Origin of the sequence: Variovorax defluvii (genome assembly GCF_039541515.1) — a bacterium.
GTDB lineage: Bacteria > Pseudomonadota > Gammaproteobacteria > Burkholderiales > Burkholderiaceae_C > Variovorax > Variovorax defluvii.
This window is the reverse complement of the sequence record NZ_BAABGJ010000002.1, coordinates 237,602-261,465: the sequence shown is the minus strand read 5'-3', so window position 1 is coordinate 261,465 and position 23,864 is coordinate 237,602. Positions and strand designations below refer to the sequence as shown.

The following is a 23,864-nucleotide window of genomic DNA, read 5'->3' as shown; positions in this document are numbered from 1 at the left end:
ACGGAGACTGGCCGCATTCTTGCGACGGCAGCCCTTCACTTCTTCCACGTCTCAGCCTGTCGGCGTGCGCGTGCATTCGAAGCTTCCTGAGCGGCGCGTCTGTTGAGCGTCGTCCAACCCATCACCACGTCCATCTCCAACTCACCAGTTGCAAGTGCAATCTTCGCTGCGTAGCGGCCCACGTCGAGGGGGGCATTTTGCAGGTCAGGCAGATGATGTACCAAGCCGTTCAAGGCCTGCTGCATGCCGCCGGGACGAGGTCCGCCACTTCGGCCATTTCCGACCGACGCTTGTGGGTCCTCGCACACTCCACGAGGGCCAGGTAGCCCTCGTTGTTCTGGAAAAAGCCTTCACTGCCTCGACTTGCCTCGATCCACGGACAAGACAGAAATTGCAGTGACCGGTTCTGCCTCTCGAGCGTGGTAGCGATGTCGGCGTGCTGTTCAGCGATCAAGCGGAGCTTGGAGCGAAGGCTGAGACTGCCCAGTTGTGAAGCGGCCAGGATTTTCTTCAACAACGAAAACGCACCGCCCGCCATGTCGAGCTCCAGGCTTTCCAGCATCGGCAGGTCAGGGCAATCCGGGAACCCGACGTGGAAGTCGGCAGCCACGGTGCACCTGTCGAGACGAAGAGATCTTGGGCGGACTCGATCCAGAACATTGAACAACACAGCGTGCAATCGCTGCTGCAGCCGAGTACCTGGCCCTACAAAGCGAGCTTTCTCACCGACCAGCCTGGTGGCAGGGCTTCGAGCAAAGTGTTCAATGCGTACGACAACTTGTTGTCGCCGTGCCCCATTGCGCGATCGACGTATTTGCTTCGTGCGCCCGCTTCCATGGTATGGGCGTCGCGTGATGCAACCACCGGGGAACGCGATGGGTCCTGCACACACGGCAACAGGTGCGCAGCGTCCTGCCGCTTCAGTCAATAAAGGATGATGCCAATGGCCGCGTCGCCGACGCGCACGTTGCGCCTGAAGCTGGCTCGTGAGAGAAGCCGGAATGCGACAGTGACTGACGCCGACCCGAGCCGGCCTCGCAAGGAGCGGGCTCGATGTGAGCTCTAACGGCGTGCGCGCCGCTCGCGCGCCCGCCGCACCTGGCGGCTGGCCGCCGCCTCCCGCGCCTGCCGCTCCCGTTCGCGGCGCTTCTCGCGCATGCGCTTCGACAGCCAGCGCGCCAGCAAAAAGCTGCACGCACTGGTCACCACCAGGACGAAGATGCCGACCGGCCCGAAGTCCATCCTGCGACCTCAGAGCACGCGCAGCACGCCCGTGGGCTTGAAGCCCAGGTCCGCCGCCTTGCCCTTGCGCGCGCGGCTGCCGCGGGCGTTGTTGAGGCTGCGGATCTCCAGCGTCTCTTCGCGCTCCTTGCCGCCGCGGCCGATGCCGACGATCTTCACGCTGCGCGTGTAGGCCGCCGCACCCGCCAGGGTGTCCTTGGCCTCCAGGTCGATCAGCGTGAGCCCGCGCCCGCCCTTCGGCAGCGCCTTCATCTCGAGGATCTCGAAGGTCAGGATGCGCCCGTTGGCCGAGGCACAGATCACGTTGGTGGCCGGCGGCATCGGCTCCGCGCCGCTCGCACCGCCCACCAGCGAGGGCCGGCACAGTTGCTCGCCCTCGCCCACGTCGACGAAGGCCTTGCCCCCGCGCTGGCGCGAGACCATGTTCTCGACCGAGGCGATGAAGCCGTAGCCGCCGGTGCTCGACAGCAGCAGCGCCGCGCCGGCAGGGCCCGCGAAGTAGTGCGCGGGATGCGTGCCGCTCTCCAGATCGATCAGCGTCGTGATCGGCTGGCCGTCGCCGCGCCCGCCCGGCAGCGAGGCCACGGCCACGCTGTAGACGCGCACGCTCTTGTCCTTGGCGGTGCCGAAGACCAGCAGCGTGTCCACCGACCGGCACTCGAAGGCGCCGTAGAGCGCGTCGCCGGACTTGAAGCTGTACTCCGGCGCGCCCCCGCCGCTGGCGGCGCGCTCGCTCGCCCAGCCCTTCTGCGTGCGCACCCAGCCCTTCTGCGAGACGATGACCGTGACCGGCTCGTCCACCACGCGCACCTCGGCCACGGCGCGCTTGTCGGCCTGGATCAGCGTGCGGCGCGGGTCCTCGAAGGTCTTGGCATCGGACTCGATCTCCCTGACCAGCAGGCGGCGCAACGCGGCCGGGCTGCCGAGGATGTCTTCGAGCTTCTTCTGCTCCTCGCGCAGGTTCTTCAGCTCCTGCTCGATCTTGATGGCCTCCAGCCGCGCCAGTTGGCGCAGGCGGATTTCCAGGATGTCTTCGGCCTGGCGGTCGGTGAGGCCGAAGCGCGCGATCAGCGCGGCCTTGGGCTCGTCGGAGGCGCGGATGATCGCGATCACCTCGTCGATGTTGAGCAGCACCAGCTGCCGCCCCTCGAGGATGTGGATGCGGTCCTGCACCTTGCCCAGGCGGTGGCGAGAGCGCCGCTCGACGGTGAGTTCGCGGAAGGCGATCCACTCGTTCAGCAGCTGGCGCAGGGACTTCTGCGTCGGCTTGCCGTCGATGCCCACCATCGTGAGGTTGATCGGCGCGGAGCTCTCGAGCGAGGTCTGCGCCAGCAGCGTGGTGATGAACTCCTCCTGGCTGATGCGCGAGGTCTTGGGCTCGAACACCAGGCGCACCGGCGCGTCCTTGCTCGACTCGTCGCGCACGCTGTCGAGCACGGCGAGCACGGCGGCCTTGAGCTGGGTCTGCTCGGCAGTCAGTGCCTTCTTGCCGGCGCGCACCTTGGGGTTGGTGAGTTCCTCGATCTCCTCCAGCACCTTCTGCGTGCTGACGCCCGGCGGCAGCTCGTGCACCACCAGTTGCCACTGGCCGCGCGCGAGGTCCTCGATCTTCCAGCGCGCGCGCACCTTGAGCGAGCCGCGGCCGCCGCGGTAGGCCTCGGCGATCTCGCCGGGGCTGCTGATGATCTGGGCGCCGCCCGGGTAGTCGGGGCCGGGGATGAGCGCAAACAGTTCTTCGTCGGGCAGCTTGCCGTTCGACTTGATCAGCGCCACGCAGGCGTCGGCCACCTCGCGCAGGTTGTGGCTGGGAATCTCGGTGGCCAGCCCGACCGCGATGCCGCTGGCGCCGTTGAGCAGCGTGAAGGGCAGGCGCGCGGGCAGCAGGCGCGGCTCGTCGGTGGAGCCGTCGTAGTTGGGGATGAAGTCGACCGTGCCTTCGTCGATCTCGTCGAGCAGCAGGCTGGTGATGCGCGAGAGCCGCGCCTCGGTGTAGCGCATGGCCGCGGCGCCGTCGCCGTCCCGGCTGCCGAAGTTGCCCTGGCCGTCGACGAGGGGGTAGCGCTGCGAGAAGTCCTGCGCCATGCGCACCAGCGCGTCGTAGGCGGCCTGGTCGCCGTGCGGATGGAAGCGGCCCAGCACGTCCCCGACCACGCGCGCGCTCTTGACGGGCTTGGCGCCGACCGTGCCGTTGGCACCGCCGAAGCCCAGGCCCATGCGCGACATCGAATAGAGGATGCGCCGCTGCACCGGCTTCTGGCCGTCGCAGACGTCGGGCAATGCGCGGCCCTTGACGACAGAAAGCGCGTATTCGAGGTAGGCGGTCTGTGCGTAATCGGCCAGCGTGAGGGCCCCGTCCTCTTCGGGGCTCTGGAAATCGAGGGGAGGTTGGGAATCCATGGCGGGAGAAACTTGAAAGAGGGGGAAGTGTAGTGGGGCGCCTGGTCTTGCTCCCCATGCCTGCGGGAGAGGGTGGCGCAGGCGGCAGCGCTCGCGCGCGCGGCGCCGCCGAAGGCCAGGGCGGCGCCTCCGTTACTGTCGAGAGAGTCGGTTCGAGAGTTTCAGCGATGCCGGGTCGGCATCCGTTTCGGCCGCGGCCTGCGAGGCCTGCGCCAAGTCCGGCAAGGCCGGCATCGGGCCCGGCGACGACGGCAGGTTGCCGCGCCCCAGCGCGCCGCCACGCGGCGCCGCGAGCTCCATGCGAACGCGCCCCGGGGCCTTGCCACCGCCCGCGGCAGCGGACGGCTTGAGATAGGCATAGAGCTGCAGCACGGTCTTCACGTAGTTCTGCGTCTCGCGGTAGTTCGGAATCTTGTTGCCCGCGCGCTGCACCGCACCCTCGCCCGCGTTGTAGGCCGCGAGCGCGAGCGAGATGTCCTCGGGGAACATCGCGATCAGGTCGCGCAGGTAGCGCGTGCCGGCGCCGATGTTGATGGCGGGATCGAAGAGCTTCTTCTCGATCGAGCCCCGTTTGTCGGCGCCCACGCCGTAGCGCTGTGCCGTTGCGGGCATCAGCTGCATCAGGCCGCGCGCGCCCTTGGGGGATACGGCCTGCGCATCGAATCCTGATTCGGTCGCGACCAGGGCCTGCAGCAGCTCATAGTCGATGTCGTGCCGCTGCGCCGCCTCGCGCAAGGCCTTCTGCGCAGGTCGGTAGCTGGGCGAGGCCTCGAACAGGGCCAGCAGCGACTGCGATGCGCGCGGCACCTTGCCGTCGACCGCGCCCGCGCGGCTGCGTGCCAACGGACCGATGCCCTGCGCCGTGTCGAAAGCCTGGCCGCCGCGGAAGAACAGCTGGTAACGCTCGTCGAGCTTCTCCGACGCGAAATGGGCCGTGCCCTTCTCGTCGATGTAACCGAAGATGTCGGAGGCGTGCGCCAGCGGCAGCCACGCACACAGGGCCAGGAAAAGATAAAGCGGGAGCCGCTGCCAGCGGCCGGGAGCGTGTCTGGGGTTCATCGCCGGGGCGGATTGTCGTCGATGCGCACGGACCCGTGCGCGAAGAGGGCGCAAGTCCCCTCGAGCAATGGCAACAAGAGGTCACCGGGCGCAGGGTCGCCCGCGCGGCGGCCGGAGCCCCATCGCGCAGGGCCCCCGGCAGTCGATCTCAGACGTCGACCTCGACGTCGTCCGCGCGCAGCTCCATCAGCTCGCGCCGCGCCGCGGCCTCGCCCTTGCCCATCAGCTTGGTGATCTCGCCCTGCGTGCCCTGCAGGTCGAAGCGGCCCAGGCGCACCTGCAGCAGGCGGCGGGTGTCGGGGTTGAGCGTGGTTTCCCACAGCTGCTCGGCGCTCATTTCGCCCAGGCCCTTGAAGCGGCTGATGGTCCAGGCGCCCTCGCGCACGCCGTCCTTGCGCAGCTTGTCGAGGATGGCGGTGAGCTCGCCCTCGTCGAGCGCGTACATCTTGGAGGCCGGCTTCTTGCCGCGCGCCGGCGCATCGACGCGGAACAGCGGCGGCTTGGCCACGTACACGTGGCCCGCGTCGATCAGCTTCGGAAAGTGCCGGAAGAAGAGCGTGAGCAGCAGCACCTGGATGTGCGAGCCGTCCACGTCGGCGTCCGACAGGATGCAGATCTTGCCGTAGCGCAGGCCGGAGAGATCGAGCGAGTCGTCCGGCCCGTGCGGATCGACGCCGATGGCGACGGAGATGTCGTGGATCTCGGTGTTGGCGAAGAGCCGGTCACGCTCCACCTCCCAGGTGTTGAGCACCTTGCCGCGCAACGGCAGGATGGCCTGGCTTTCCTTGTCCCGGCCCATCTTGGCGCTGCCGCCGGCGGAATCGCCCTCGACCAGGAAGACTTCGTTGTGGGCCACGTCCTTGCTCTCGCAATCGGTGAGCTTGCCGGGCAGCACGGCCACGCCGGAGCCCTTGCGCTTCTCCACCTTCTGGCCGGCGCGCTGGCGCGTCTGCGCGGCCTTGATGGCCAGCTCGGCCAGCTTCCTGCCGTAGTCGACGTGCTGGTTGAGCCACAACTCCAGCGCCGGGCGCACGAAGCTGGAGACCAGGCGCACCGCATCGCGCGAGTTGAGCCGCTCCTTGATCTGGCCCTGGAACTGCGGGTCCAGCACCTTGGCCGAGAGCACGTAGGAGGCGCGCGCGAACACGTCCTCCGGCAGCAGCTTCACGCCCTTGGGCATGAGCGAATGCAGTTCGACGAAGCTCTTGACCGCGTTGAACAGGCCGTCGCGAAGCCCGCTCTCGTGGGTGCCGCCAGCGCTGGTGGGAATCAGGTTGACGTAGCTCTCGCGCACCGGCTGGCCTTCCTCGGTGAAGGCCACGCACCACTCGGCGCCCTCGCCCTCGGCGAAGTTGTCGGCGTTCTTGTCGGCATGGCCCGCGCCCTCGAACAGCGGGATCACCGGGTCGCCGTTGAGCGTCTGCATCAGGTAGTCGCGCAGCCCCCCCTTGTAGAGCCACTGCTGCGTTTCCTTCGTCTTCTCGACCACCAGCGTGACCGCCACGCCCGGCATGAGCACGGCCTTGCTGCGCAGCAGGTGCGTGAGCTCGCCCACCGGCAGCGCGGCCGATTCGAAGTACCTGGCATCGGGCCAGGCGCGCACCGTGGTGCCCTGGCGGCGCTCGCCGCTGTCGATGGGGCGGACCTGCAGCGGCTCGACCACGTCGCCGGCCCCGAAGGCGATGCGCGCGGCGGAGCCCTCGCGGAAGGACTGGACCTCCAGGCGCGTGGACAGCGCGTTGGTCACCGACACGCCCACACCGTGCAGGCCGCCGGAGAAGCTGTAGGCGCCGCCGGCACCCTTGTCGAACTTGCCGCCGGCGTGCAGGCGGGTGAAGACCAACTCGACGACCGGCGCCTTTTCTTCGGGATGCAGGCCGAAGGGGATGCCGCGGCCGTCGTCCTCCACGCTGACCGAGCCATCGGTGTGCAGCGTGACCTTGATCTTCTTGCCGAAGCCGGCGAGCGCTTCGTCCGCGGCGTTGTCCAGGACCTCCTGGATGATGTGCAGCGGGTTGTCGGTGCGGGTGTACATGCCCGGGCGCTGCTTGACGGGCTCGAGGCCCTTGAGCACGCGGATCGAGCCTTCCGAATAGGCCGGGGGAGTCTTGCTGGGAGTCGCCATGGGGGCGGATTGTAGGGTTGGCATTTGATGAAACCCGTCTGGCCATGTCCGCGCCGCGTTGGAACCGGGTGATGCAGTGCGTTACGAAGCTTGGCGGCCGAGGCCCATGAGACCGCTCGGCAAAGCGCCCCATCGCTGCAAGGGCGCGCGGGTTGAACAAAGGACAGGGAAAGACATGCAAACCAGAGAAGCAGCGCATCGGCGCTTTGTCGAATTCACTCGCGCGTTCTACGAGCACTGTGGCTGGGAAGCCCCGATCTACGAGACGAATGCAGACACGCCGGTGGCGTTCAAGGCCCACGTCGACGATGTCGCCTTCAGCATCGGCTACGACCCCTTTGGCGGCGACCACTGCCTGTTCGTGTACTGCGTGTTCGGGGTCGTGCCGCCGAACGCCGAGGCGCAGTCCCTGCGCGAGTTGCTCGAGCGCAATGCCTCGAAGATGCGCGAGCACGCGACGTACTGCATCGATGCGCGCACCCAGGAGCTGGCCTGCTACGCGCGCAAGACTCTGGATGTCGACATCGGCGCGCTCAAGTCGGAAATGGCGGAGGTCGCGAGGCAGGCGCACCAGTGGCGGCGGCACGGCGAACTGATCGGCGACAGTGTGCGGCAGGAAGGCGCTGATGCGGAGGGCCTGTCCGCCTGGACTCGATTCGCGTGAAGCGACTGCGAACGTAGGACACAAGGATGAAAGCCAATTCAAGCAACAGCAGCGGGACTCATGCCGTGCGCGATACGTCAGGCACGGGCAAGCGCAAGCGATGCGGCGGCGTTCCGAGCATGACGCACGTGCCTTCGCATATTCAAACCTCCATGCGCGACAGGTACACCGACAAAGTGCATGTGGAACTCTGCGATCGGCAACCCACGGCAACCTCGGCCCCTTTGAAACCCGAGGCCACGATCAACTGGCGAGCCGCGCCGAACGCCAGAATCTGTGCCGAATACGACGAGGGCAGACTCACCGCGGTCGAAGTGCTGAAGCAGACCACCGTAGCAATGCGCACCTACTCGCTGCGTGATGCTTGGGCATCCCTGGAACGATTGAGGCGATCCGGCATTTCCCCCAACACCGAAGTCCATACGGCCCTGATCTCGCGCTGCGTGGCAATCGACAGGGTCGAAGAAGCGTTGCAGGCACTCGGAGAAATGCGCGACGACGGAGCCTTGCCCGACGCCATTACTTACCACATCCTCGCGCAGGCTTGCAGGAGGCATGCGATGGCTGAGCAACTGGAAAACGTCTACGCACAGATGCACAAGGACGGCTTCGCACGCAATGCGGCAGAGTGCGGCCAATTCAAGAAAGGAAAGCAAAACGAAGACGACCTTCGCAAGTTCACCGCGACGTGTCTTCGAAAGGCGTCATGGGAAGTCACCACGGCATGCCTCGTCCAGATGAGGGAGGTGGGTCTCGCACCCGACTGGCAGGTCCGCACGTCTGCGCTTGACAACTACCCCCATGAGCGTTTGGTCCGCTTGCAACCAGGCGAGATACTTCACGAACTGGCGAGCCTGGGCCTCATGACGGATCTCTCCGACCTGGGCCATCTTCTCAACGATTGCGAAACGCTCGGTCGGCCGGACCTGGCCGATGATTTACTCCGCGAGGCTGCGATGGGTGAGCAGAACATCGTGAAGGCTGGCCATGGCCACGACCGCAACAACGAAACCATCGACTTTCGCCACGAAGCACTGGCGACCGCGTCTGTGGGGCGCTACAGCGGAAGGGGGTACCGAGCCGCCGTCGCCGCCTTGTTCAAGTTTCACCACTCGCGAGGGGCGATCAGACCCAATACCCGGTTCCATGTTTCACTGAGCGACCCTGACGTCAAGATCGTGGTTGCTCGTTGCATGCGAGAAATTGGCTTGGCTCCCGTGGACGGCGTCAGGCTTGACGGGACGCGAAACCTCGGATGGCTGGAGTGCGGCGGCGCGGCCTTTGTCGGATGCCTGCAACGAGGACAGATCGACGTTGCGTTGAGTGTGCTTCACGAGATGGGTGAAGGCGGATCCTTTCCCGACGTTGATGCGTGCAGCGAGTTGATCCGCAGATGCTTCGGCGCTGGGCGGCTCGATGACGCCAGAGCGGCGTTTCAGAAACTCGTCATCTCCGAATTCGAGCCCAAGCTGGCGCTCTGCACAGCCATGATCGAAATCTGCAAGCAATACGGGCACGGCGCTGCGCTACATCGGACCATCGACGCGCTGCTCTGCCCGGACGTGCGCCTGAAGCCTGGCAGCTACTTTGCCCTGATCGCAGCGTGCCAGTGGGACATGAGCACGGGACTGCAGGGCAAGATCGATCCCCTGGTCCGTGCTGCAGTCGCGAACGGCGTCCTCGATCCAGCGCTCGGCTACAGAGAAGCAGAGGATGTCATCGTGATCGAGTTCAGCACGGAGGCCAATGCCGGGAAGCGGGCGGAAGGTGCGCCTCAAACCGCCGTGACACCGTATTTCGAGCAGGCGATGTTCATGTATCACCACTCGCAAGGCTATATCAAGCCTGAGAAGAAGACGACTTATCTCGCCGTGGGTCCCGAAGCAAGGGAAGCGATCAAGCGCGTGATGCGCAGGGTGGGCCTGGAGCCGGAAGGGAAGCACGCGAACATGCTTCTAGAGCCCCCATTGACTTTGCGGCCCCCGAAGGCTTCACTGATGTGAACCGGGCATCAGCGAGCGCGGAAATGTCATCAGTGCATGTCACCACCGCGCCCGGCGCGGCCTTCCGCTTTTGGATACATTCCTTCGGATGCACGCCTCCCACCAGCAGCCGCTCTCCCTCAAGCAGGTCCTCTTCTGCGGCGCCATGATCGTCACCCTCTCGATGGGCATCCGCCACGGCTTCGGGCTCTGGCTGCAGCCGATCACGCAGGAGCATGGCTGGACACGCCAGAGCTTCTCGCTCGCGCTCGCGATCCAGAACCTCGCCTGGGGCGTGATCGGCGTCTTCGCCGGCATGCTGGCCGACAAATGGGGCGCCTTCCGGGTGCTGGTGGCAGGGGCGGTGCTGTATGGGCTGGGCCTGGCCGGCATGGCGCTGTCGCCCACCCCCTTCGTGTTCGCGCTGACGGCCGGCATCCTGGTCGGCGCCGCCCAGGCCGGCACCACCTACGCGGTGATCTACGGCGTGATCGGGCGGCAGATCCCGGTCGCCAGGCGCTCCTGGGCCATGGGCGTGGCCGCCGCAGCGGGCTCCTTCGGACAGTTCCTCATGGTGCCGGTGGAAGGCCGGCTGATCGCCGGGCTCGGCTGGCACAACGCGCTGCTGGTGCTCGCCGCCCTGGTGCTGATGATCGTGCCGCTCGCCTTCGGGCTGCGCGAGCCGCGCCACGGCGCCAGCGCGCTCGCGCACCGCGACCAGACCATCGCACAGGCCCTGCGCGAGGCCTTCCGCTATCCCAGCTTCGTGCTGCTGATGGCCGGTTACTTCGTCTGCGGCTTCCAGGTGGTGTTCATCGGCGTGCACCTGCCCAGCTACCTGCGCGACCGCGGGCTGTCTCCCGAAGTGGCCAGCTATGCGCTGGCGCTGGTAGGCCTGTTCAACGTGTTCGGCACCTACATCGCGGGCGAACTGGGCGCCCGGCTGGCCAAGCGCAAGCTGCTGGCGGCCATCTACCTGGGCCGCGCGGCCGCCATCGCCGTGTTTCTTCTCGCTCCCATCTCGCCGCTGTCGGTGTACCTGTTCGCATCCGTCATGGGCTTCCTGTGGCTGTCCACCGTGCCGCTCACCAGCGGCATCGTGGCCCAGATCTTCGGTGTCGCCCACCTGTCGATGCTGGGCGGCTTCGTGTTCCTGAGCCACCAGGTGGGCTCCTTCCTGGGCGTCTGGCTCGGCGGCTACCTGTACGACACCACGGGCAGCTACGACATCGTCTGGTACATCGCGATCGCGCTGGGCGTGTTCGCGGCGCTGGTCAACCTGCCGGTGCGGGAGGGTGCGATCGCGCGCCCGGCCCCCCAACCGGCCTGAGCACCCTGCCATGCCGCCGCGCATCCGCCCTCACTTCGTCCGTGCCGCCTGCCTGGGCGCGGCGGCGCTGGCACTCCTGGGCGTGTTCGCCCTCTACACCCGGCCGGCGTTCCTGGTGACGCTGGTCGATCAGCTCTGGGCCTGCTTCTGAACCACGACCTTCCCCCTTCTCCCTGGGTCGTCCGCTGGTCCCACCTGGCCGCGCCGGGCGCCAGCGTGCTCGACGTCGCCTGCGGCCCGGGCCGCCACATGCGCTGGTTCGCCGAGCGCGGCCTGGCGGTGACCGGGGTGGACCACGCCCCCGACGCGCTGGCCTCGGCCTCGCGCTTCGGCCGGACCATGCTGGCCGACATCGAGGACGGTCCCTGGCCCCTGGCCGGCCAGTCCTTCGGCGTGGTGGTCGTGACCAACTACCTCTGGCGCGCGCGCCTGCCCGATATCGTGGCGGCCGTCGCGCCTGGCGGCGTTCTGCTATACGAAACCTTCGCGGCGGGCAACGAGAGCGTCGGCAAGCCCTCGCGGCCGGATTTCCTGCTGCGGCCGGGCGAACTGCTGCACGCCTGCGCCGGGCTGCGGGTGGTCGCCTACGAGGACGGCTTCCTGCCGGCGCCCGACCGCTTCGTGCAACGCATCGCCGCCGTCCGGGAGCTGCCGGGGGCCGCCTCCGCCCCCCCGCGTTACCCCCTCTGAGCCCCGGACAGGGCAGTCAGTAGAATGGCTGCTTTTCGGCAACCTACAAAGAGATCCCCTTGGAGCAACTGACTGGCAGCATCGTCGCGCTCGTCACGCCGATGCACGATGACGGCAGCGTCGACTATCCCGCCTTGCGCCGGCTGATCGATTGGCACATCGACGAAGGCACCGACTGCCTCGGCGTGGTCGGCACCACCGGGGAATCCCCGACGGTCAACGTCGAGGAGCATTGCGAGATCATCCGTGTCTCGGTGGAACAGGCCCGCGGCCGCGTGCCCGTGATGGCCGGCTGCGGCGCCAACTCCACCCAGGAAGCGATCGAGCTCGCCAAGTTCGCCAAGGGCGTGGGCGCCGATTCGCAGCTCCAGGTGGTCCCCTACTACAACAAGCCCACCCAGGAAGGCCAGTACCGGCACTTCAAGGCCATCGCCGAGGCGGTGGGCGACCTGCCCATCGTGCTCTACAACGTGCCCGGCCGCACGGTCGCCGATCTGGCGCACGACACGGTGCTGCGCCTGGCGCAGGTGCCCGGCATCGTGGGCATCAAGGAAGCCACCGGCAACATCGAGCGCGCCCAGTGGCTGATCCGCGAGGTGCCGAAGCACTTCGCCGTCTATTCCGGCGACGACCCGACCGCGGTCGCACTCATGCTGTGCGGCGGCCAGGGCAACATCAGCGTCACGGCCAACGTGGCGCCACGCAAGATGCATGAGCTGTGCGTGGCCGCCATCGCTGGCGACGCCAGGCGGGCGATGCAGATCCAGTTCGAGCTGATGCCGCTGCACCGCCACCTGTTCGTCGAGCCCAACCCGATCCCGGTGAAGTGGGCGATGGCGCGCATGGGCCTGTGTGGCGGGGCGCTGCGGCTGCCGCTGACGGAACTCGCCGAGTCCGCCCGCCCCGTGGTCGAATCCGCCCTGCGTGCCAGCGGCCTGCTCAAGGACTGACCTTCTTCATCTTGGCCTGCCGTCCACGAACTCCGGCAACCTTTTGGCATGCCGGCGCTCTCATGAACGGCGCTGCCGCCGCCGATCGCGCCAAACATTCCCAAGGAAGACGACGTTGAACACCATTTCGCGATTCGCATTGCTGGCCCTGGTGGCCAGCCTCGCCGCCTGCTCGGTCCTCGAGAGCGACAAGATCGACTACAAGAGCGCCGGCAAGGCCCCCTCGCTGGAAGTCCCGCCAGATCTCACGCAACTGTCGCGCGAGAACCGCTACGCCATCCCCGGCAACGCCGTCTCGGCCAATGCCTACCAGGCTGGCGCGGCCAACGCCCCGAGCATTCCCACGGCCGTGCTCAACATGGGCGACGTGCGGATGGAGCGCTCGGGCACGCAGCGCTGGATCGTGGTCAACCGCCCGGCCGACCAGCTCTGGGAACCGGTGAAGGATTTCTGGCAGGAAAACGGCTTCCTGCTGACCACCGACCAGCGCAACCTCGGCATCATGGAAACCGACTGGGCCGAGAACCGCGCCAAGCTGCCGCAGGACGTCATCCGCGGCACGCTCGGCAAGCTGGTCGATGCCATTTACTCCACGGGCGAGCTCGACCGCTTCAGAACCCGCATCGAGCGCAGCCCCAGCGGCGGCAGCGAGATCTTCATCAGCCACCGTGGCATGCAGGAGGTCTACAACAACACGCGCCAGGACCAGACCGTCTGGCAGCCGCGGCCCAGCGACCCCGAACTCGAAACCGAGTTCCTGCGCCGCCTGATGGTCAAGCTCGGCGTCTCGCAGGAGCAGTCGAAGCTGATCGCACAGACCAGCGCGCCGGCCCGCACCGCCCGCGTGGCCACGGTCGACGGCCAGCCGGTCGTGCAGATCAACGAGAACTTCGACCGCGCCTGGCGCCGCGTCGGCCTGGCGCTGGACCGCACCGGCTTCACCGTCGAGGACCGCGACCGCGCGGCCGGCGTCTACTTCGTGCGCTACGTGCCGCCGAACCCCGACAAGAAGGAGCCGGGCTTCTTCGCCAAGATGTTCAGCTCGAGCAAGACCGAGGCGCCGCTGAAGTACCGCATCCTGGTCAAGGGCCAGGGCGAAGCGAGCACGGTGTCGGTGCAGAACGACACGGGCGCCGCCGACACCTCGGCCAACGCCCAGCGCATCGTCCAGGTCATCGCCGACGATTTGCGCTGAGCGCATGCTGCGCTTTCGCAGTCTGGGCAGCGGCAGCACCGGGAATGCCACGCTGGTCGAGGCGACCAGCGGCGGCCGCGTCTCGCGCCTGCTGATCGACTGCGGCTTCACGCTCAAGCAGCTGGACGTGCGCCTCGCAGGCGCCGGCCTCTCGGCCTGCGACATCGATGCGGTCTTCATCACGCACGAGCATGGCGACCACATCGGCTGCGCGCGGGCGCTGTCGCGGCGCGAAGGCATCCCGGTGTGGATGAGCGAGGGCACCTGGCGTGCCAACGGCGAGCGCGACTACGAAGGGCGCATGCACTTCGCGCGCGACGGCATGGACATCGTGGTCGGCGACCTGCTGGTGCAGCCCTTCACCGTGCCGCACGATGCGCGCGAGCCGCTGCAGCTGCGCATCGGCGACGGCGCGCGCAGCCTGGGCGTGCTGACCGACCTCGGTCATGCGACGCCCTACGTGCTGTCCCGCCTGGCCGCGCTCGATGCGCTCCTGCTCGAGTTCAATCACGACAGCGAGATGCTGTCGAGTTCGGCCTACCCTTACGTGCTGAAGCGCCGCGTCGGCGGCGACTACGGCCACCTGTCGAACGACGCAGCTGCAGCCATCGCACGCGCATTGCACCACGCGGGACTGCGGCATCTGCTGGCCGCGCACCTGAGCCTGCAGAACAACCGGCCCGAGATCGTCCGCCGCGCCATGGCCCTGGCGCTCGGCGCGCGTGAGGACGAGATGCTGACCGCGACCGCGGCCGAAGGCTCGCCGTGGCTGGCATTGCAATGAACCCGCCATAAAAAGAGCCGCCCTCGCCAGGCGGCTCTTTTCTTGGGCTTCGCAGCCGAGCGCTCGGTCGATACGGCCTGGCCACTACTGCTTGGTCTCTTCCTTTTTCTTGGCCGCATCGGTCGCGGCGTTCGCTGCGTCCAGTGCCGACTGCGAGCTGGGTGAAGGCGCAGGCGCCGCGGACGACGTATCGGGCGCCGAGGCGGCCGGTGCCGGTGCCGGCGCGGGTGCCGGTGCGGGCGCAGGTGCGGGCGTCACTGCAGCGGGCGGCGGCGTCACGACGGCCGGGGCCGGCTCTTCCTTCTTGCCGCAGGCCGCAAGTGCCACGGCGGCAGTCATCGAGGCGAGCAGGATTGACTTTTTCATTACAAGGCTCCTTTGGTGGGTCTCAAAGAAAAAATTCTAGACCGCACCCCTGCGCGCGCAGCTTCTTGTGCCGCGATTCGCGGCATTGGCTTACAAGCCCAATGTCGTTGCAGGAAAAGCCGGCCTCGCATGGCGCAGGCACTCTTCGATGCGTTCGCGCAATGCACGGCGACCCTCGGGCTCACGGCTGCAGACACCACGCACGCGCTGCATGTCGATGCGCGAGAGGAACCAGTTCGGCGTCCAGATGCCGCTGGGCACCTGCGGCAGGCCCGACCCATCGCAGGCGCGGCAATCGACGATGTGGCTCCACATGCGGCGCCAGTGGACGAAGCGAGCATGCGTGCGCTCGAACACGCCAAAGTTGTGCGCGAGCATGGTGAAGCTGCGGCCTGCGCCCGACCAGGCCTGCAAGGCTTCGGCCATGGCGCGCTCGCCCAGGGGCCAATCGGCGAAGTCCGCGTCCGAGAGCACGATCTCGCGCCAGTTCTCGCGTGCGGCGGCGGCCAGCACGTCGCGCACGTGCGCCTCGAAGGCACGGGGGCCGTCGAAGGCGCCCTCGGGCAGTGCGGCGTGCAAGGGCTCTTCACTGCGCATGCAGCCACCCCGCTTCGCACCAGTCCTCCAGCAGCGCACGCGCATCTTCGCTGGCCGTGGCGAGGTCGCGCGGCCCCAGCGCACGCTGGTCGGCCAGGCGCCGCATGAGCCGTGCATCGCGACCCGAGGCGCGGAAGCTCTCGCCGTTGATGTAGAGATGGCGTGCGTCGTACAGCATGCGCGTGCGGCGGTCCAAGGCCACGCCCCGCAGTTCCCCCGGCACTTCACCTCCCTCGAACCAGACAGTGGGCTTGGGCTCGGTCATCGACTCGCCGAGCGCGCGGGGGATGGCATCGGGGTCACGCAGCGCGGCCAGCACGGCCTTGCGCGCGAAGTGCTGCAGTGCGGCCGGCATCTCGGCCGGGCCGTCGACCGCCGGTTGCGTCGGATCGCGATAGTGCACGGCCGCAACCGCCGGCGCGTCCTGCAGCAACTCGGCCCGTGCCTCCGCGATGCGGGCCAGCAGGTCCGCGCCCAGGGGTGCGGCGGCCGGCGCGCGCAGACCGATGGAGTAGGTCATGCAGTCGTTGCCCTCGGCCACGCCGTCGTGCGCATAACGCGGCGGCAGGTAGAGCATGTCGCCGGGTTCGAGCACGAAGCTCTGCTCGGGCTCGAAGTGCGAGAGGATCTTGAGCGGCACGCCGGGCTCGAGGCGCAGGTCGCGCTGCCGGCCGATCGACCAGCGCCGCCGCCCGTGCGCCTGCAGCAGGAACACGTCGTAACTGTCGAAGTGCGGGCCCACGCCGCCGCCGTCGCTGGCGTAACTGATCATCAGGTCGTCCAGGCGCGCATCCGGCACGAAACGAAACTGCTGCAACAGTTCATGCACGCCCTGGTGATGCAAGTCGACGCCCTGCACCAGCAAGGTCCACGCCGGCTGCTTCGGCGAGGGCATGGCCCGTCGCGCCAGCGGCCCGTGCCTGAGCGTCCAGCCGGTCTTGCCGTGCCGGATCAGCCGCGACTCCACGTCCTCCCGCGCGGCCAGCGAGAACAACTCCTCGCGCGCGATCAGTGGCACCATGCCGGGAATGGCCTGCCGTACGAGCAGGGGCTTCTTCTGCCAGTGCCGCCGCATGAATCGCGAGGCACTGAGGCCGCCCAGCAAGGCCATCGGTCTGTCGATCTCCATGGGAGAATTCTCGTATGGAAATCTCTGAACAATGCGTGGTGGCCCTCACCTGGACGCTCAAGGACACCCTCGGCGACGTGCTGGACGTGCTGGAGGACCCGGTCGAGTTCCTGATCGGCGGCGATGACCTCTTCGCAGCGATCGAAGCCGCCCTGATGGGCCACGGGCCCGGCGCGCGCGTGCAGCTCCAGCTGGAGCCGGAGCAGGCCTTCGGCGACTTCAACGACCAGTTGCTCTTCCTCGAGCCGCGGGCGCTTTTCCCGCAGGGCATCGAGGAAGGCATGACCTTCGACGGCGCCGCGCTGCCGGCGGGCGTGAACCCCGACATGCCCAAGGACACGATTTACACCGTGAGCGAGATCTATCCCGAGCACCTGGTGCTCGACGGCAACCATCCGCTGGCCGGCATCGCCCTGCGGCTGGACCTGACCGTGCGGTCCGTGCGCGAAGCCACCGAGGAAGAGATCGGACGTGGGACGGCCGGCACCGGATTCTTCAAGGTGTCAAACATGGCGCCGGGCAGCGACACGCTGCACTGAGCCGCGGTGACGGCCCCTCTTTCATCGCCCTAGTCCACTGAAACATTGAAATGAATGGTGAGGGCCGCCCGAGACGGGATGCGATGCAAGGCGCAAAGCGCAGCGATACCGGTCGGTATCGCGAGCATTTGCAACGCCGCAGCGCGCCCGTATCGGGTGGACTGCACCAGTCGATTTCAGTGTTTCAGTGGACTAGCCCACCGCGCCCGAGATGCGCGTCTGCGCCTGCGATTCGTCCGCATCGTGCAGCGCCACCCGGAAGACGCTGCCCCGGCCCAGCCTGGAGCGCACGCTGACCGGGTGGCCCAGCGCATGCGACAGGCGCGCCACGATCGCCAGGCCGAGGCCGAAGCCGTCCGAGGTGCCGGCATGGTCGGCCACCTTGTAGAACTCCAGGAACACGTCGCGCAGGTGCTCGCGCGCGATGCCGATGCCCGTGTCCCACACCTCCACCCGCAGCCCGTCGCGCGTCTGGCGTGAGGCCAGCAGCACGCCGCCCTCGGCCGTGTACTTGATCGCGTTGGCCAGCAGGTTGCCGATCATGCGGCGCACGCGGATCGGATCGGTCAGCACCGTCCCCGAACTCACGTGCATGCGGAAGCTCAGGCCCTTGGCCTCGGCCACCGGCCGGTACTGCAGTTCGAGGTCGTGCAGCAGCTGTGCCACGTCCACCCGCTCGATGTGCAGGCGCACCTGGCCCGAGTCGATGCGCGCCAGGTCGAACAGCGAGTCGAACAGCGCATTGACCGCATGCGTGGCGCGCACGATCTTGGGCGCGATGTCGGCCACCAGCTCCGGCTCGTTGCGCAGCCAGTCGGCGTAGAGCGACAGCGCCAGCACCGGCTGGCGCATGTCGTGGGCCGCGCTGGCCAGGAAGCGGTTTTTCATCGCCACCGCCGACACCGCCGCCTGGCGCTGCTGGGTCAGCGAGTTGATGAGGATGTGGTTGTGGAAAAGCAGCTCGAAGCTGTTGCGCGCCGTCTCGTGGATGCGCCGCCCCGCACGCAGCAGCAGCCACCAGTGCAGGCCGGGCAGCAGCAGAAAGCCGTAATGGAAATGCGGGCGCTCGAAATTGAGCTCGATCACGCGGAACGCGATCGCCACCAGCATGGTGACGAAGAGCGTGTTGACGTAGCGCTTGAGCAGCGGCGGATGCAGCGCCAGGCCGTTGAGCGGAAAGGTGGCGACGCCCGCGACGATCAGCCAGCTCATGAACTGGTTCACCAGCGGCGTGCGCTCGAAGAAGATCAGGATCGACAGGCCCCATGCGAAGGCGCTGGCGCTCCAGAGGTAGCGGTAGCGCTCCACGAAGTACTGCTGCGCGGCCGAGTCGCGGTCGGCATAGTGCCGGCCATAGACCTGCTCGCCCCAGATGCGGCAGCCCGTGGCGACGATGCCGATGGCCAGCCAGGTGAAGAGCTGCCACGGCGGCACATGGCCCCAGCTCAACCCGACCATGGCGGGCATCAGCGCCGCTGCCAGCAGGTAGGAGCCGCGCGAGGCGCGCATCAGGCTGCGGATCAGCTCGCCGCGGACCCACGGCTCCGCCTCGTCGGCCGAGGCCGGTGCAGGCGTCAGGCTGGCGAAGGACGAATTGCCCAGCCCGGCAAAGGACGAATTACCCACCATGCGCGCGGTTCCTCTCTCCCCGTGTCATTTCGGCCATAAAAAAAGCCCCTTGTTCGAGGGGCCCCTGCTTGCGGCTCTCAGGCACGCCGCCAAAGAAATCCGGATCGACCCGCTGCCCGAAGCGGGGCCAGGCCCCGCCCGCGATCGCGGTCTGGCTGCGATCTTAACCGCCTCCATGGCCCGCACCATCCTGCCCTGCCTTTGAAGGACGCCCTCTGCGCTAAGCCAGCGCCCGCAGCTCGCGCAGCGCCACCGCGAGCATCGCGGCATCCGGCGCAGCCACGGCGCGCAGCTCGCCCATCAATTGCGCCGCGCGCTCCAGCGTGCGGCCGTTGCCGGACTGCCATGCCTCGACCCGGGCCTGCGGCGACTCGCCCTCGCCGCCGCCCGCCAGCACCGCGCCGGTGATGGCGCGCTGCAGCCCCGAGAGGTCGTCCTGCATCGCCGCCTTGGCCAGCGCCTGCCAGTGCTGGTCGCCTGGCAGCGCCGAGATGCGGTCGCGCAGCCAGGGCATGCCCAGGCGGTTGGCCAGGTCGAAGTAGATCGCCGCCACCCGTTCCGCCGGCCAGCGCGCGCTGCCGGCGATCTCGGCGATGTCGAGCGTGGCATAGAGCGAGCCGAAGTTCAGCACCCGGTCGGCGAGTTCGCGCGGCACGCCCTTGGCCGTGTACTGGGCCGCGGCCGCCTCGACGCGCGCGCGCTCGTCGGCATCGAGCAGCTGCGGCAGCCGCGCCGACAGCGTCGTCACGTTCGACTGGAAGTACTCGATGGTCGACGCCATGTCCTCCGCCAGCCGCCTGGAGCGCAGGAACCACATGGTGCCGCGCTCCAGCTGGCGGCTGGTGTCGATCAGCATGCGCGACTGCACTTCGTCGTCGACCCGGTTGTCCAGCGCCTCGATCGACTGCCACAGCGAGACCATGCCGAAGATCTCGCGCGACAGCAGGTAGGCGCGCACCACCTCGAAGGCGCGAGCGCCGGTGGTTTCGACCAGCCGGTGCACGAAGGTGCTGCCCACGCGGTTGAGGGTGCTGTTGGTCACGTGGGTCGCGATGATCTCGCGCTTGAGCGGATGCCGCGGCATCCAGGCCGCGAACTTCTCGCGCATGAGGGCGGGAAAGTAGCGCTCCAGCGCGGTCGCGACCCAGGGATCGTCCGGCAGCGGCGATTCCAGAAGCTCGTCGTAGAGCCAGATCTTGCTGTAGGCCAGCAGCACCGCGCACTCGGGGCTCGCGAGGCCCTGCCCCTGGGCCCGGCGCTCGGCCAGCTCCTCGTCGGAGGGCAGGTACTCGATCGCCCGGTTGAGGCGCCCGGCCTTCTCCAGGTACTGCATGAAGCGGGTCTGCGCGTCCAGCAGCTGCGGCGCGATGCGGCCGGTGACCGACAGCACCTGCGTCTGGAAGATGTTGTCGCGCAGCACCAGGGCCGCCACGTCGTCCGTCATCTCGGGCAGGATGGCGTTGCGCTGCTTCTCGGTCAGCTCGCCCTCGGTGACCGGCAGCCCCAGCAGGATCTTGATGTTGACCTCGTGGTCGGAGGTGTCGACCCCGGCCGAGTTGTCGATGGCGTCGGTGTAGATGCGACCGCCGGCACGTGCGAACTCGATGCGGCCCAGCTGCGTGCAGCCCAGATTGCCGCCTTCGGCGAAGACCTTGCAGCGCAATTCGCGGCCGTTGACGCGCAGCGCATCGTTGGCACGGTCGCCGACCTGCGCGTGGGTTTCGCCGCTGGCCTTGACGTAGGTGCCGATACCGCCGTTGTAGATCAGGTCCACCGGCGCCTTGAGGATGGCATGGACCAGCTCGGTGGGCGTCAGCGCATCGGCCTGGATGTCCAGCACCTGCTTGACCTGCGGCGTGAGCGCGATCGACTTGGCACTGCGCGGATGCACGCCGCCGCCCTCGGAGATCATCGAGGCGTCGTAGTCGGCCCAGGACGAGCGCGGCAGCTTGAACAGGCGCTCGCGCTCGGCAAAGCTCTTCGCGGCATCCGGCGTGGGGTCGAGGAAGATGTGCCGGTGGTCGAAGGCCGCCACCAGCAGGATGTGCCGCGACAGCAGCATGCCGTTGCCGAACACGTCGCCCGACATGTCGCCGATGCCCGCGACCGTGAACTCGGTGGTCTGGGTGTCGATGCCCATCTCGCGGAAGTGGCGCTTGACCGACTCCCAGGCCCCGCGCGCCGTGATGCCCATGGCCTTGTGGTCGTAGCCGATGGAGCCACCCGATGCGAAGGCGTCCCCGAGCCAGAAGCCGTACTCCTTGCTGATGCCGTTGGCATGGTCGCTGAAGGTGGCCGTGCCCTTGTCGGCCGCCACCACCAGGTACGGGTCGTCCGGGTCGTGGCGCCGTACCTGCGGCGGGGGCACGACCGCCGTGCCCGCGAGGTTGTCGGTGATGTCGAGCAGGCCGCGCAGGTAGTCCTGGTAACAGGCCACGCCCTCGCGCATGTACGCGTCGCGGTCGGCGGGCGACGGGGCCCGCTTGAGCACGAAGCCGCCCTTGGAGCCGACCGGAACGATCACCGTGTTCTTCACCATCTGCGCCTTCACCAGGCCCAGCACCTCGGTGCGGAAGTCCTCCGGCCGGTCCGACCAGCGCAGGCCGCCGCGCGCCACCCGGCCGCCGCGCAGGTGCACGCCCTCGAAGCGGGTGGAGTAGACGAAGATCTCGAACAGCGGCTTGGGCGCCGGCAGGTCCGGCACCTTGGCCGCGTCGAACTTGAAGGACAGGAAGCCGCGCCGCCGTCCGGCCGCATCGCGGCGCCAGTAGTTGGTGCGCAGCGTCGCCTGGATCAGCGCCAGGTACTGGCGCAGCACGCGGTCTTCCGACAGGTTGGACACCGCATCCAGCGCGGACTCGATCTCGCCCACCTTCTGCGCTTCGCGCGCCGCGGCATCGGGGCCGGCCTCCGGATCGAAACGCAGCTTGAACAGTTCCACCAGTGCACGTGCGATGCCGGGATGCGCGGCCAGCGTGGCTTCGATGAAGCTCTGCGACAGCGAGAAGCCGGCCTGCCGCATGTACTTGGCGTACGCCCGCAGCACCACGATCTCGTGCGCCGGCAGGCGGGCCGCGAGCACCAGGCGGTTGAAATCGTCGTTCTCGATCTCTCCCGCGAACACGGCGGCGAAGGCCTCCTCGAAGACCGGCCGCAGCGAGTCGACCTCGACCTCGGCGTCGCCCGTGGCGCTCTTGAGGCCGAAGTCGTGGACCCAGATCGGCGCCTCGCCCTGCGGCGCCACGCGGTGGGGGTGCTCGTCCAGCACCTTCATGCCCAGCCGTTCCAGCATCGGCAGGCTGGCCGAGAGCGTGAGCGGCTCTCCCCGCCGCAGCACCTTGAAGCGCAGCGTGTCCGGCGGCGCCTCCAGGGGGCGATAGAGGTTCATGCCCAGGGGCTGGTCGTCGCCCAGCTTGGCCATCAGCTCGATGTCGTGCACGGCGACGCGCGCGGCGAATTCTTCGCGGTAACCGGCCGGGAAGGCGGCGCCGAAGCGGCGCAACAGCGCGTTGCCGCGGGCCTCGCCGTTGGCCTCGATCAGCGCGGCCTTGAGGTCGTCGTCCCAGCGCCGGGCCGCGGCGACCAGGCGCTCCTCCAGTTCGCGCACGTCGAAGAAGGGGATGTGGCCCGGCTTGGTGCGCACCGTGATCTGGATGCGCGCGAGCACCGATTCCGACAGGTGCACGTTGAACTCGGAGCCGGTGCCGTTGAACTCGCGCACCAGGATCTCCTGCCACTTCTGGCGCAGCTCGGTGGTGTAGTTCTCGCGCGGCGCATAGATCAGGCAGGCGAGAAAGCGCTCGAAGGGATCGCGCCGCACGAACAGGCGAAAGCGCTGCCGCTCGCCCAGGTGCAGGATGCCCATCGCGGTCTGCAGCAGGTCGTCGTCGCCGGTCTGGAACAGCTCGTCGCGCGGGTAGGTTTCGAGAATGTTGAGCAGGGCCTTGCCCGAATGGCTGCCCGCCGCCAGGCCGGCGCGCTCGACCACGCTGGCGATCTTGCGGCGCAGCAAGGGAATGTCGGCCGGGTTGGCGCTGTAGGCGGTGGAGGTGAAGAGGCCGAGAAAGCGGTCCTCGCCGCACACCTCGCCCTTGTCATCGAAGCGCTTGACGGCCACGTAGTCCAGGTGTCCAGGCCGGTGCACGGTCGAACGCGAGGTGGACTTGGTCACCACCAGCAGCTCGGGCCGGCGCGCATAGGCACGCACCTCCGGCGGCAGCGCGGCGAAGGCGGAAGCCCCGCCGGGCTGCGAGGGCGCCTCGCGCAGGATGCCGAGGCCGGAGCCGGGCACGACCTTCAACACGTCCTCGCCGTCCACCCGCGCCAGCTCGTGGCTGCGGCAGCCGAGGAAGGTGAAGTGCTCGTCCGCCAGCCAGCGCAGGAAGGCCTGGCCCTCGGCCAGCTCCTGCGGGGGAAGGGGCGGTGCGCGCTCATCCAGGCCCTGCACGATGGCCAGCACGCGCTCCTGCATCGGACGCCAGTCGGCCACGGCCAGGCGCACGTCGTCGAGCACGCGCTCCAGGTCGGCCGCCAGCGCCTCCATGCGCGCGGGCTCCGGCACGCGGTCGACCTCGACGTGGATGAAGGACTCGCGGCGGGCCGACGGCGATGCGCCCGCCTCGGCCGCCAGTCCCTTGAGCGCGCCGTCCTCGTGCCGCTCCACCGCGACCAGCGGATGGATGATGAGATGCAGCGTGAGGCCGTGCCGGTTGACCTCCATGGTCACGGAATCGACCAGGAAGGGCATGTCGTCGTTGACCATCTCGATGATGGTGTGGGTCGACTGCCAGCCATGCTCGGCGATGGTGGGATTGAAGACCCGCAGCCTGGGCCGGCCCGGTTCGCGCTTGCGGGCGAAGTGCCAGTGCGACAGCGCCGCCCCGTACAGGTCCGCCACCGCACGCTCGCCCAGGTCCTCCGGGGCGACCTGGCCGAAGTAGCGCTGGACGAAGTCGGAAAGCGCCTCCACCGATTCGGCCGGCAGCCGGGTGCGCACCAGCTGCTGCACTTCGTCCAGGCGCTCTGCCCTGCGCGCCGCTTCCGTCGTCTGCGTGGTCATCAGCATGCTTGTCTCCGGTTGGCCGCCGTAATCTACATCGCAATGCGGTCCGAAACATGACTTGCGCCGGGGCGCGCCCGGACGGAGACTGCGCGATCGGGCCGCGCGCGAACGCGGCCCCCCCCGG

General features: G+C 68.2%; 20 protein-coding genes. 9 read left to right on the top strand and 11 right to left on the bottom strand.

Annotated elements, in window-relative coordinates; all coding sequences use genetic code 11:
• Positions 1 to 35 precede the first annotated feature (35 nt).
• The 6 genes from ABEA07_RS02625 to ABEA07_RS02600 all read right to left on the bottom strand — a co-directional run bounded on the left by ABEA07_RS02625 (position 36) and on the right by ABEA07_RS02600 (position 6,823).
• Positions 36 to 245, bottom strand: coding sequence for a hypothetical protein (locus ABEA07_RS02625; RefSeq protein ID WP_345535685.1), 210 nt, complete (start codon positions 243 to 245; stop codon positions 36 to 38).
• Positions 230 to 610, bottom strand: a complete 381-nt coding sequence (locus tag ABEA07_RS02620; protein ID WP_345535683.1) for a hypothetical protein — start codon at positions 608 to 610, stop codon at positions 230 to 232. The genes ABEA07_RS02625 and ABEA07_RS02620 overlap by 16 nt, the downstream gene beginning before the upstream one ends.
• A gap of 452 nt (positions 611 to 1,062) precedes the next feature.
• Complete coding sequence (locus ABEA07_RS02615) at positions 1,063 to 1,242, bottom strand: hypothetical protein (protein ID WP_345535681.1); 180 nt, start codon at positions 1,240 to 1,242, stop codon at positions 1,063 to 1,065.
• A 9-nt stretch (positions 1,243 to 1,251) separates the two neighbouring features.
• Positions 1,252 to 3,639 carry a DNA topoisomerase IV subunit A gene (gene parC, locus ABEA07_RS02610; RefSeq protein ID WP_345535680.1) on the bottom strand — a complete coding sequence of 796 codons (2,388 nt, stop codon included), beginning with the start codon at positions 3,637 to 3,639 and terminating at the stop codon, positions 1,252 to 1,254.
• Positions 3,640 to 3,771: 132 nt separating this feature from the next.
• On the bottom strand, positions 3,772 to 4,698 hold the full coding sequence (locus ABEA07_RS02605; protein ID WP_345535679.1) for a lytic transglycosylase domain-containing protein: 927 nt from the start codon (positions 4,696 to 4,698) through the stop codon (positions 3,772 to 3,774).
• 148 nt (positions 4,699 to 4,846) lie between these two features.
• The gene (locus tag ABEA07_RS02600; protein WP_345535677.1) at positions 4,847 to 6,823 is read right to left on the bottom strand and encodes a DNA topoisomerase IV subunit B; all 1,977 of its coding nucleotides are present in this window, start codon (positions 6,821 to 6,823) and stop codon (positions 4,847 to 4,849) included.
• Between the two features lie 175 nt (positions 6,824 to 6,998).
• Between ABEA07_RS02600 and ABEA07_RS02595 the strand changes: the two genes are divergently transcribed.
• The 8 genes from ABEA07_RS02595 (at position 6,999) to ABEA07_RS02560 (ending at position 14,418) form a co-directional block, all read left to right on the top strand.
• Positions 6,999 to 7,487: a CesT family type III secretion system chaperone gene (locus tag ABEA07_RS02595; RefSeq protein ID WP_345535676.1), complete on the top strand. Its 489-nt coding sequence runs from the start codon at positions 6,999 to 7,001 to the stop codon at positions 7,485 to 7,487.
• A 26-nt stretch (positions 7,488 to 7,513) separates the two neighbouring features.
• The gene (locus tag ABEA07_RS02590) at positions 7,514 to 9,490 is read left to right on the top strand and encodes a hypothetical protein (protein ID WP_345535675.1); all 1,977 of its coding nucleotides are present in this window, start codon (positions 7,514 to 7,516) and stop codon (positions 9,488 to 9,490) included.
• Positions 9,491 to 9,578: 88 nt separating this feature from the next.
• Positions 9,579 to 10,799 carry an MFS transporter gene (locus tag ABEA07_RS02585; RefSeq protein WP_345535674.1) on the top strand — a complete coding sequence of 407 codons (1,221 nt, stop codon included), beginning with the start codon at positions 9,579 to 9,581 and terminating at the stop codon, positions 10,797 to 10,799.
• A 10-nt stretch (positions 10,800 to 10,809) separates the two neighbouring features.
• Positions 10,810 to 10,950, top strand: a complete 141-nt coding sequence (locus ABEA07_RS02580) for a hypothetical protein (RefSeq protein ID WP_345535672.1) — start codon at positions 10,810 to 10,812, stop codon at positions 10,948 to 10,950.
• Entirely contained in the window at positions 10,947 to 11,489 is a 543-nt protein-coding gene (locus ABEA07_RS02575; RefSeq protein ID WP_345535707.1) for a class I SAM-dependent methyltransferase, read from the top strand. Before ABEA07_RS02580 ends, ABEA07_RS02575 begins: the two co-directional genes overlap by 4 nt.
• Positions 11,490 to 11,542: 53 nt before the next feature.
• Positions 11,543 to 12,439 (top strand): 4-hydroxy-tetrahydrodipicolinate synthase, encoded by an 897-nt coding sequence (dapA, locus tag ABEA07_RS02570; protein ID WP_425584066.1) that lies wholly within the window; start codon positions 11,543 to 11,545, stop codon positions 12,437 to 12,439.
• A gap of 115 nt (positions 12,440 to 12,554) precedes the next feature.
• Entirely contained in the window at positions 12,555 to 13,634 is a 1,080-nt protein-coding gene (bamC, locus tag ABEA07_RS02565; protein WP_345535670.1) for an NlpB/DapX family lipoprotein, read from the top strand.
• Between the two features lie 4 nt (positions 13,635 to 13,638).
• Positions 13,639 to 14,418 carry an MBL fold metallo-hydrolase gene (locus ABEA07_RS02560; RefSeq protein ID WP_345535669.1) on the top strand — a complete coding sequence of 260 codons (780 nt, stop codon included), beginning with the start codon at positions 13,639 to 13,641 and terminating at the stop codon, positions 14,416 to 14,418.
• A gap of 84 nt (positions 14,419 to 14,502) precedes the next feature.
• On the opposite strand, the gene ABEA07_RS02555 is transcribed toward ABEA07_RS02560, so the two are convergent.
• The 3 genes from ABEA07_RS02555 to ABEA07_RS02545 all read right to left on the bottom strand — a co-directional run bounded on the left by ABEA07_RS02555 (position 14,503) and on the right by ABEA07_RS02545 (position 16,510).
• Positions 14,503 to 14,784, bottom strand: coding sequence for a hypothetical protein (locus ABEA07_RS02555; RefSeq protein WP_345535668.1), 282 nt, complete (start codon positions 14,782 to 14,784; stop codon positions 14,503 to 14,505).
• 90 nt (positions 14,785 to 14,874) lie between these two features.
• Positions 14,875 to 15,363 carry a hypothetical protein gene (locus ABEA07_RS02550; RefSeq protein ID WP_345535666.1) on the bottom strand — a complete coding sequence of 163 codons (489 nt, stop codon included), beginning with the start codon at positions 15,361 to 15,363 and terminating at the stop codon, positions 14,875 to 14,877.
• Between the two features lie 7 nt (positions 15,364 to 15,370).
• A complete protein-coding gene (locus ABEA07_RS02545) occupies positions 15,371 to 16,510 on the bottom strand; it encodes a JmjC domain-containing protein (RefSeq protein WP_345535665.1) in 1,140 nt (379 codons plus the stop codon).
• Positions 16,511 to 16,524: 14 nt separating this feature from the next.
• On the opposite strand from ABEA07_RS02545, the gene ABEA07_RS02540 reads away from it, so the two are divergent.
• Positions 16,525 to 17,049: an FKBP-type peptidyl-prolyl cis-trans isomerase gene (locus ABEA07_RS02540; RefSeq protein ID WP_345535664.1), complete on the top strand. Its 525-nt coding sequence runs from the start codon at positions 16,525 to 16,527 to the stop codon at positions 17,047 to 17,049.
• Positions 17,050 to 17,241: 192 nt separating this feature from the next.
• Here the strand turns inward: ABEA07_RS02540 and shkS are convergent, their stop codons facing one another.
• Together shkS and ABEA07_RS02530 are read right to left on the bottom strand one after the other, a co-directional pair.
• On the bottom strand, positions 17,242 to 18,678 hold the full coding sequence (shkS, locus tag ABEA07_RS02535; RefSeq protein ID WP_345535663.1) for a surface-behavior sensor histidine kinase ShkS: 1,437 nt from the start codon (positions 18,676 to 18,678) through the stop codon (positions 17,242 to 17,244).
• A 220-nt stretch (positions 18,679 to 18,898) separates the two neighbouring features.
• Entirely contained in the window at positions 18,899 to 23,737 is a 4,839-nt protein-coding gene (locus tag ABEA07_RS02530; RefSeq protein ID WP_425584065.1) for an NAD-glutamate dehydrogenase, read from the bottom strand.
• Positions 23,738 to 23,864 lie beyond the last annotated feature (127 nt).

Bases quoted from the DNA above. Each gene is read 5' to 3' on its own strand.
- ABEA07_RS02625 (WP_345535685.1), bottom strand. From the start codon at position 245: ATGCAGCAGGCCTTGAACGGCTTGGTACATCATCTGCCTGACCTGCAA.
- ABEA07_RS02615 (WP_345535681.1), bottom strand. From the start codon at position 1,242: ATGGACTTCGGGCCGGTCGGCATCTTCGTCCTGGTGGTGACCAGTGCG.
- parC (WP_345535680.1), bottom strand. From the start codon at position 3,639: ATGGATTCCCAACCTCCCCTCGATTTCCAGAGCCCCGAAGAGGACGGG.
- ABEA07_RS02605 (WP_345535679.1), bottom strand. From the start codon at position 4,698: ATGAACCCCAGACACGCTCCCGGCCGCTGGCAGCGGCTCCCGCTTTAT.
- ABEA07_RS02600 (WP_345535677.1), bottom strand. From the start codon at position 6,823: ATGGCGACTCCCAGCAAGACTCCCCCGGCCTATTCGGAAGGCTCGATC.
- ABEA07_RS02595 (WP_345535676.1), top strand. From the start codon at position 6,999: ATGCAAACCAGAGAAGCAGCGCATCGGCGCTTTGTCGAATTCACTCGC.
- ABEA07_RS02590 (WP_345535675.1), top strand. From the start codon at position 7,514: ATGAAAGCCAATTCAAGCAACAGCAGCGGGACTCATGCCGTGCGCGAT.
- ABEA07_RS02585 (WP_345535674.1), top strand. From the start codon at position 9,579: ATGCACGCCTCCCACCAGCAGCCGCTCTCCCTCAAGCAGGTCCTCTTC.
- ABEA07_RS02580 (WP_345535672.1), top strand. From the start codon at position 10,810: ATGCCGCCGCGCATCCGCCCTCACTTCGTCCGTGCCGCCTGCCTGGGC.
- ABEA07_RS02560 (WP_345535669.1), top strand. From the start codon at position 13,639: ATGCTGCGCTTTCGCAGTCTGGGCAGCGGCAGCACCGGGAATGCCACG.
- ABEA07_RS02555 (WP_345535668.1), bottom strand. From the start codon at position 14,784: ATGAAAAAGTCAATCCTGCTCGCCTCGATGACTGCCGCCGTGGCACTT.
- ABEA07_RS02545 (WP_345535665.1), bottom strand. From the start codon at position 16,510: ATGGAGATCGACAGACCGATGGCCTTGCTGGGCGGCCTCAGTGCCTCG.
- ABEA07_RS02540 (WP_345535664.1), top strand. From the start codon at position 16,525: ATGGAAATCTCTGAACAATGCGTGGTGGCCCTCACCTGGACGCTCAAG.
- shkS (WP_345535663.1), bottom strand. From the start codon at position 18,678: ATGGTGGGTAATTCGTCCTTTGCCGGGCTGGGCAATTCGTCCTTCGCC.
- ABEA07_RS02530 (WP_425584065.1), bottom strand. From the start codon at position 23,737: ATGACCACGCAGACGACGGAAGCGGCGCGCAGGGCAGAGCGCCTGGAC.